Annotated in this window: 1 protein-coding gene; it reads left to right on the top strand. The window is 67.8% G+C overall.

The window, feature by feature from the left end:
- The coding region (locus BN358_RS24540; RefSeq protein ID WP_157593528.1) for an extracellular solute-binding protein at window positions 1-236 on the top strand (236 nt) is incomplete at both ends.

Raw genomic sequence — 236 nt, 5'->3', positions numbered from 1 at the left:
CGTCTGGACCGCGGAGTTCGCGGCCAACGGCTGGCTGCAGGAGCTTCCGAAGGACAAGTTCCCGACCGATGGCATGCTCGCCAGCGCGGTCGACGCGGCGTCCTACTTCGGCAAGCTCTACGCCTACCCGCAGTCCTCGGACGGCGCGCTGCTCTACTACCGCTCCGACCTTCTGGACAAGGCGGGCCTGAAGCCTCCGACCACCTGGGACGAGATGCAGGCCGCCTGCGACAAGG

This window comes from Sedimentibacter sp. B4, from assembly GCF_000309315.1.
GTDB lineage: Bacteria > Bacillota > Clostridia > Tissierellales > Sedimentibacteraceae > Sedimentibacter > Sedimentibacter saalensis.
The sequence above is the reverse complement of the archived record's forward strand: the minus strand, read 5'-3'. Positions and strand labels throughout refer to the sequence as shown.